This is a genomic window from Mycobacterium attenuatum, assembly GCF_900566085.1.
Lineage (GTDB): Bacteria > Actinomycetota > Actinomycetes > Mycobacteriales > Mycobacteriaceae > Mycobacterium > Mycobacterium attenuatum.
The window spans coordinates 23871-29998 of the sequence record NZ_UPHT01000146.1 but is presented as its reverse complement, the minus strand read 5'-3'; the positions used below and the strand labels follow the sequence as shown (position 1 = coordinate 29998).

The 6128-nt window shown below is 64.2% G+C and carries 11 protein-coding genes and 1 tRNA gene; 4 read left to right on the top strand and 8 right to left on the bottom strand.

Annotated features, from left to right (window positions below; all coding sequences use genetic code 11):
- The first annotated feature begins 603 nt into the window (after positions 1–603).
- The 4 genes from EET13_RS23155 (at position 604) to EET13_RS23140 (ending at position 2897) form a co-directional block, all read left to right on the top strand.
- Positions 604–858, top strand: a complete 255-nt coding sequence (locus EET13_RS23155; protein WP_122444457.1) for a hypothetical protein — start codon at positions 604–606, stop codon at positions 856–858.
- On the top strand, positions 855–1235 hold the full coding sequence (locus EET13_RS23150) for a helix-turn-helix domain-containing protein (protein ID WP_122444456.1): 381 nt from the start codon (positions 855–857) through the stop codon (positions 1233–1235). Before EET13_RS23155 ends, EET13_RS23150 begins: the two co-directional genes overlap by 4 nt.
- On the top strand, positions 1232–2020 hold the full coding sequence (locus EET13_RS23145) for a hypothetical protein (protein WP_023372724.1): 789 nt from the start codon (positions 1232–1234) through the stop codon (positions 2018–2020). The genes EET13_RS23150 and EET13_RS23145 overlap by 4 nt, the downstream gene beginning before the upstream one ends.
- 640 nt (positions 2021–2660) lie before the next feature.
- Positions 2661–2897, top strand: a complete 237-nt coding sequence (locus EET13_RS23140) for a hypothetical protein (protein ID WP_122444455.1) — start codon at positions 2661–2663, stop codon at positions 2895–2897.
- 122 nt (positions 2898–3019) lie between these two features.
- Here EET13_RS23140 and EET13_RS23135 read toward each other — a convergent pair whose 3' ends face one another.
- The 8 genes from EET13_RS23135 to EET13_RS23095 all read right to left on the bottom strand — a co-directional run bounded on the left by EET13_RS23135 (position 3020) and on the right by EET13_RS23095 (position 5979).
- Complete coding sequence (locus tag EET13_RS23135) at positions 3020–3334, bottom strand: DUF2283 domain-containing protein (protein WP_168991321.1); 315 nt, start codon at positions 3332–3334, stop codon at positions 3020–3022.
- Positions 3331–3588, bottom strand: coding sequence for a DUF4258 domain-containing protein (locus EET13_RS23130; RefSeq protein ID WP_122444453.1), 258 nt, complete (start codon positions 3586–3588; stop codon positions 3331–3333). The genes EET13_RS23135 and EET13_RS23130 overlap by 4 nt, the downstream gene beginning before the upstream one ends.
- Positions 3588–3977: a DUF6941 family protein gene (locus EET13_RS23125; protein ID WP_136623233.1), complete on the bottom strand. Its 390-nt coding sequence runs from the start codon at positions 3975–3977 to the stop codon at positions 3588–3590. Before EET13_RS23125 ends, EET13_RS23130 begins: the two co-directional genes overlap by 1 nt.
- Before the next feature lie 703 nt (positions 3978–4680).
- Entirely contained in the window at positions 4681–5079 is a 399-nt protein-coding gene (locus EET13_RS23115; RefSeq protein WP_122444450.1) for a hypothetical protein, read from the bottom strand.
- Positions 5076–5255 carry a hypothetical protein gene (locus EET13_RS23110; RefSeq protein ID WP_122444449.1) on the bottom strand — a complete coding sequence of 60 codons (180 nt, stop codon included), beginning with the start codon at positions 5253–5255 and terminating at the stop codon, positions 5076–5078. Before EET13_RS23110 ends, EET13_RS23115 begins: the two co-directional genes overlap by 4 nt.
- Positions 5252–5506, bottom strand: a complete 255-nt coding sequence (locus EET13_RS23105) for a hypothetical protein (protein WP_122444448.1) — start codon at positions 5504–5506, stop codon at positions 5252–5254. Before EET13_RS23105 ends, EET13_RS23110 begins: the two co-directional genes overlap by 4 nt.
- Positions 5503–5820 (bottom strand): hypothetical protein, encoded by a 318-nt coding sequence (locus EET13_RS23100; protein ID WP_122444447.1) that lies wholly within the window; start codon positions 5818–5820, stop codon positions 5503–5505. Before EET13_RS23100 ends, EET13_RS23105 begins: the two co-directional genes overlap by 4 nt.
- Before the next feature lie 83 nt (positions 5821–5903).
- Positions 5904–5979: transfer RNA gene (locus tag EET13_RS23095), tRNA-Arg, on the bottom strand.
- Positions 5980–6128 lie beyond the last annotated feature (149 nt).

The following is a 6128-nucleotide window of genomic DNA, read 5'->3' as shown; positions in this document are numbered from 1 at the left end:
CTGTTGCGGATGTTGCGGATGTAGCGCATATAAACGGCATAGCCATTAACGGCCACAGTCCACATTGCCGTGACTGCGGTGCCCCGATCCCTGAGCACATGCGCTCAGCCCGCGCCCGCGGCGTGTGCTCACGCTGCACAGCCAAAGCTGCAGCAAACACCGGCGGCACCCGATGACCGCCCCCTACCTTCCACGCCGGTGCCCCGACTGCCGCCACCACCCGCCCGAGCCGGGCAACCGGCGCTGCAAGCACTGCGCGGCCCCGCAACGCCACCCGGATCACGCGCAGGCCGACCGGGAACGACGTGCCGAGCGCTACCGCCGCGGCGTGTGCACCGACTGTGGCCAGCAGCCCCACTCCGCGGGCCGACCGCGCTGCAACGACTGTCACGCCGAGCTGGTGCGGCTACGCGCACAAGGGTGGCCGCTGTGAAGCGCGCTGTCGTCACGCCAGCGCCGCACCCTCGCCGACGGCCGGCGACTGGTCGATGTCGTCTGCCCGGTCTGCGACGGCCGTCATTGGATGCCCGTAAGCCGCCGGCGGCTGCCACGTCGCTACGCAAGGGCGCACAAGCCCGACAGCCCAGTAAAGGTGGTGGACCGGTGACCGCCGACTACTGGGCCGACCTGCCCGAGGAGTTGCGGGCGAAGCTCAACGAGATCGCGTGGAGGTACCTGCGCCTGCGGGTGGCACCCGACCTGGGAACCGCACTGGAGCTGTTCGCCTGGCAGCGGTTGGAGATTGACGTTCTCGAAGCGCATAACCAGTGGCTCGCCAAGGTCCGGTCCGCCGTCGAACGCGAGGGCGGCGAGTGGAACCGGGAGAACTTTCTGCACTGGGCGGAGTCGGTCGAATGACCGCCGACAAGCGGCCCGCCCCGGTCGTCGTCGGCGGTGTGGTTGTCCTGCACGGCGACTACCTGCGTCACGCCCTGTTGGCGATCCAGCACATCATCGGCCGGCGCCGCCGCGAGCACCTGCCCGTGCCGGCCGAGTGGTCGGCGCTGGAAGTCGCTCTAGCTCAGGCCATGTCCGCGGGTCCGCAGTCGGACGCCGCTGCGCAGTCTGTCAATGAGACTTGGCTTAGCACACGAGAAGTCGCAGATCGAACGGGATGGACTGAGAGACACGCCCGACGTAGGGCCGGCCAGCTCGACGGCAGGCGCGAGGGTGGCCGGTGGCTCATCCCCGAGACTGCGGTCCGAGAACACATGGAAGGGCAGCAACGCGAATGAGCAAAATCCCCGGCTGGATCGGGCACCACGGCCTGGAGGTCCGGATCCGCGATCCGCTGCCCGCCCACCTGGCCGATGCCGGCGCCGTCGAAGCCGCCGGGTACACCCCACCCACGGAATGGCTGGCTGTGCGCCAGCGCTGGGCCGAGTTCATCGACCTGGCGACACCGCATGTCGATGCGGTGCTACGCCACGTGGCCAGCGGCGCAGGAGATATTGCCACCCTGCGGGCCGCCGCGCTGGCCGAGCTGGCCGGCTCCGGGGCCGCCGACGCCGAGTTATGTCAGCAGTTGGCCGTTCGGGTGTACCACGAGCTGAACCGCTTATGGCCAGCGGAAAGGGCATACGCCGCCGCCGCCAAGGCATTCGACGCCGCGGTGAAGTCGTTCAACGGCGCTGACGAAAGCGAGTTGGACTTCAAGGCCATTGCCCTGGCCGCCGCTGCCCGGTTGTGCGGCGCGGACCCGAACGCGGCGAAGTGGGCTACCGACCGTCTGCAGTTCGCCTTGTGTGTCGATCCGCGCCGGGCACACCTGCGCAAGCTGGTCAACGCGTTCGTGGTGCCCGGCGAAGCCCAACGCCTTTACGGCAAGGGCAGGTGGGCGGCCATGCTCGAACTCGGTGCCCACCTGCGCGCCGCCGCCGACCCGCTGCGTGCCGCCCCCGACTTGCCGGCCTTCCTGACATGCGTTGACAAGCATCGGGTTGTGCAGCGGTGGGACCCTCTCGATGGCGAACTGCCAACAGGTTGGCACCAGGTCCCCGACGGATGGATCGGCGGATGAGCAGCCGGTCGCGCGGGGAGTCTGACACGGCGCTCCCCGCGCGACCGGCCCAACGGCTGTGGTGTCGGGCGTCAAGCTCACCGCGAACGCGGACTGCAAGGGATCGTCGCATCGCTGCACCCCTTCCCTGGCGGCCTGGCACACTGGACCAAGGCGGCCGGGCAGCGGACGGCCCTGCGCCCGGCATCACCCTTGGATATCCACTATCGCGACCTGCGCAAATGTGGCGAGTGCGACCATGGGGTATGCGGATATACCCCACTGGGTAGGCGGTTTACCCCCCACCCCTATCGTGACCTGGGGAAATGTGGCTAACGTCCGAAAACGCTCTGACCTGCGATGATGATTTTTTTAGCAAACTGCTAAGCGGAGACGAGCGCTCGCCCTCGATCTATCTACCTGCAAAAATAAAAAAAGGGCCGTGTTTTGGGTTTATATACCCCCTCCACTAGTCGCATGTATCCGCTGAAAAACGTTGGGAGTGAACAGATTTCGGCAGAATGGCCTTCTTTGCTTACGTTTGGACTGTTTCAGGGGTTCAAGACTTAGCGGGCACCCTAAAACCTTTTAGGTCAGCCAACCCGCGACAACGTCACAACAGCCTCATTTTGCCCCCCTTCTGGTGGTTGCATAAGACTTCATGACGAACACGGAGCCAGAGGTCCGGCGCTTCACCATTCGCACCACGCCAGATGCCAACCCGAACGCCGTCCACCAGTCTGCGGTGAAGAAAGCGTGGGCGGCGGTTGCCGGTGACGAAGAGGTCTTTGACCTCAAACTCGACGATGTCCTTCATCCCAATGAGTACACGACGCGGTGGGAGTTCAGCTATCAGGTACTCAAGCCGGGTGACACAGGAACTGAAAGGCTTCGCTGATCGAAAATCGCGGACCCTTCGGAAGGTGGAACTCGCCCCGTCGAACCTTCCGGGTGTCCCAAAAAACGTCGCCCCTGCGTTCAAGACCAGGTTGGGCGCTGCGGACCAGATCGCCGCCGTTGTTAGACGGCGATGGGGGGTTGGATCGTTTGCATGAACCCCCGGCCCGGACCAGTTGAATACATGGATGCGTGGATCGCTGGCTTGACCTGGGGAAGGGCCAAGGCATCGTTGATATCGGCGAAACGATACTTCTCCGATAGGGATTCAATGGGTAGGTCTGCTGCCAGGTTGAGCACTTCGATACCCACGACGACGCCGGTCGCGTCAACGTCGACCTGAATATCCGGCGTCTCTTCGATCGTCTCAGCGACCGGCTCATTAGTCAGTTGGATGTACGCCGCCCCAACAGAGGTGTCAACGCTGAGAGTGATCATCGTTTCCCCTTCCATGCTGCCGACTTCACCACGATACGGCCTTCATGGGACGGCGGCGGCATCGTCCATACTTTGAGCACGCTTCTTCCGTCCATCCCGTAGCCTTCGTGACACCACGCGCCATCATTGGCCGGATAGTCGGCGAAGCAACTCCGGATGGCGCGTTTGATGTCATCTTCCGTGATTCCACGTTCGGCCATCCGGCGCTGCGGGTGGCCGACAATGATCAGGTTGATCGATGGTAAGCCGGGCATCACTGCGGGGTGATGATGGCGAAGGCTAACCTGCGCTGCTCAACCTCGTCGACGTCCACGAAAATCTCGCAGAGCCCCGCGCTGACCAGCGGGATTACGGCTGATGCCGCAAACATGACAGCAACCTTCCCGTCGTAGCGTGGCTCCTCGGCCCCGATTGTTATCGTCCCGTCAAGAACGATGTTCATGTTGCCCGGTGGATTGATGCGAATCTTCAGCGCAATTGATTCGGCATCCTCGGGGGCGCGGATGCGCCCGGCTATATACACGATGTGCTGTGCGGGGAGCGTGAGGGGGCGGATGTCGATATAGCTTGCGCCGACCGCCGTTAACTTCCCGGCTTCGACCTTGGCGTACTCCGCGATGAACGCGTAGTCCAGTTCGGCCATGATCGGCACCATAGCGCGTGTGGCTGAACCTTCAATTCGACTTTGGATAAATGTCCAGCCCGCAAGTCACAAGTCACGTTCACCACGGGGGCGAGTCTCGGCCCGGTCATGACCTGTCGAACGCCCTCGACGGGAGGTCGACCGGTATCTCACACCGGTCAGCGGGCTATGGCCACAGCGTTGGTGTTGGAGGCGGATGGGCGGCGGGAGAACGGACGCTGGCGCCGGGGGAGCGTGCTCGGCGATGACGGTATTACGGAATTCCGTAATAACTGGAAGGACCTACTTCGTCAGGCCGGTATCGTCCTGGACTTCAAGCCAGATCTCGCCGAACCCGTTGTCACGGGCGCGGTGTCGCTGCACGAGAATCCGCGACCTGCGACGCCCTCTGGGTAGCGCAGGTGGCGAAGTTGTTGCCGCACTGCGGCTGCTGGCACGCCGCTGGGGGTAGATCAGACCTACCCCATCCAAAACCTGTTCGTGTCATGCGAACGGCTTGGGGCACCACGGGGCCGCAAGCCTTAGGCTCCGTAGGTCCGTCACGATCACCGTGACGGAGGACCCGCTTGCGGCGCGTTTGGCGCACCCCATCGTCTTGAGCCTGGGGCAACCACGGTCGTAGGCACCGTGGTTGCCCCAGGACTTGCCGCGAGTTCGAAGGAGGCCTTCAGCGTGAAGGTTCCCCTCGTTTGCCAGCGGTTGTTCACCGGACCACTTGAAGGTCTGGCTTACCCGCATAGGTTGGGGGTGGTGACGTGGGTGTCGTCAGGTAGACGTCGAATAGGCCGAGCATCGCCAGCAGCATTTCCGGCGGCCAGGTCCATACGGGGTGAGCCTGGAACCGCCAGGTCAGCTCGCGCTGTAGGTGGGTGATATCGACGTTCATCGCCTGGTTCACGGCTGCTTGCCGGACCAGGTGCAGGCGTGGGCCGCCCGTATGGGGCGGTGCAGCTGCTCGCGCGTCGAGAGGGTTGGCGAGGTCGAACGCGGCAATCAGAGCACGTAACAGTTCGGGCGAGCAGCTATCGAACGGCTGACGGTCTAGCCGGTAGAGAAGTTCTCGCCGCAGGTGGTTGATATCCGCATCGGTTGTGCCGGTCATCGGGTCACCGCCCATCCGCGTCGGGCCGCTTCTGCGTGGGCATCCGCCAGTGCACGGTCATCGTGACCGCACGGGCGCAGTGGGCCGGTCCAGATGATCTCTTTGCCCATCCGAAGGGCACCGCAAATCCCGAAGCGGTTGCCGACCGTGACGGCGCGGACCTTGGTGGCACTCATCTTCCGGCCCACCCGTCGGCGGCGACTCCGTACATCCGCTGCTCGGCGAAATCCGAGTGGGGATCACCGTCACGTAGTCGGGCATGCCGCGTCAGAGCACCGCAATGGTCGCATTTCAGCGTGTCGGTGAATCGCCAAGCGCTGTCGCGTTCAAGCTCTCTGGTGTGATTGCCGTCCTGGCGGCTAAACGTCGAACTCACGGTGCGCAGCTGCCCGCGGGCGCAGCACAGTGCCCGCACGCGCCGTTTCATCGCTTGGCCCACCCGTCCAGCTCGTCGGCGGCGGCCAGCAGCGCGTCGGCCAGCTCGCGGGCTTGCCGGGCGCTTAGAGCCTCCTGGCAGGCGTCAATCCACACCGATGCGCGGTCGATCGCGTCGTTCTGGTCAAGGCTGCCGTCGGCGTATTGGACGGCGGCCACCCACACCTGAATATCGGATTTACCTTCGACGCCGCGGGTCGCGGAGTTGACGACCCGCCAGGGCCGGTCAGTGGCGGCATCTTCCCATAAGTCGGCGTACACGGCGCCGGGTGGCAAAGGGACGTCGGGTGTTGTGGTGGTCGTCATGGTTGGGCTCCATTCGATATCAGAGCCAGCCGCCAACCCTTGTTGCGCGAACCTTGTGCGGAAACACATCTGCGCTGGTCAAATGGTGCCCCCGGCAGGATTCGAACCTGCGACACCGGCTTTAGGAGAGCCGTGCTCTATCCCCTGAGCTACGAGGGCGGAGGGACGTCTTAACTGACTAAACCTAGCTGAACCCTTCCCACGATGTTCGGCGCGTCCTGGTGCACGATGGAAGACGACGCTTGTGGGGCCACACGCAAGACCATCCCGGTTCGGGCGCGCTCGCGTCCTGGTCGTCGAGCCGCCAA

Bases quoted from the DNA above. Each gene is read 5' to 3' on its own strand.
- EET13_RS23110 (WP_122444449.1), bottom strand. From the start codon at position 5,255: ATGAGTGCCACCAAGGTCCGCGCCGTCACGGTCGGCAACCGCTTCGGG.
- EET13_RS23115 (WP_122444450.1), bottom strand. From the start codon at position 5,079: ATGACCGGCACAACCGATGCGGATATCAACCACCTGCGGCGAGAACTT.
- EET13_RS23100 (WP_122444447.1), bottom strand. From the start codon at position 5,820: ATGACGACCACCACAACACCCGACGTCCCTTTGCCACCCGGCGCCGTG.
- EET13_RS23150 (WP_122444456.1), top strand. From the start codon at position 855: ATGACCGCCGACAAGCGGCCCGCCCCGGTCGTCGTCGGCGGTGTGGTT.
- EET13_RS23135 (WP_168991321.1), bottom strand. From the start codon at position 3,334: ATGATCACTCTCAGCGTTGACACCTCTGTTGGGGCGGCGTACATCCAA.
- EET13_RS23145 (WP_023372724.1), top strand. From the start codon at position 1,232: ATGAGCAAAATCCCCGGCTGGATCGGGCACCACGGCCTGGAGGTCCGG.
- EET13_RS23125 (WP_136623233.1), bottom strand. From the start codon at position 3,977: ATGGCCGAACTGGACTACGCGTTCATCGCGGAGTACGCCAAGGTCGAA.
- EET13_RS23140 (WP_122444455.1), top strand. From the start codon at position 2,661: ATGACGAACACGGAGCCAGAGGTCCGGCGCTTCACCATTCGCACCACG.
- EET13_RS23105 (WP_122444448.1), bottom strand. From the start codon at position 5,506: ATGAAACGGCGCGTGCGGGCACTGTGCTGCGCCCGCGGGCAGCTGCGC.
- EET13_RS23130 (WP_122444453.1), bottom strand. From the start codon at position 3,588: ATGCCCGGCTTACCATCGATCAACCTGATCATTGTCGGCCACCCGCAG.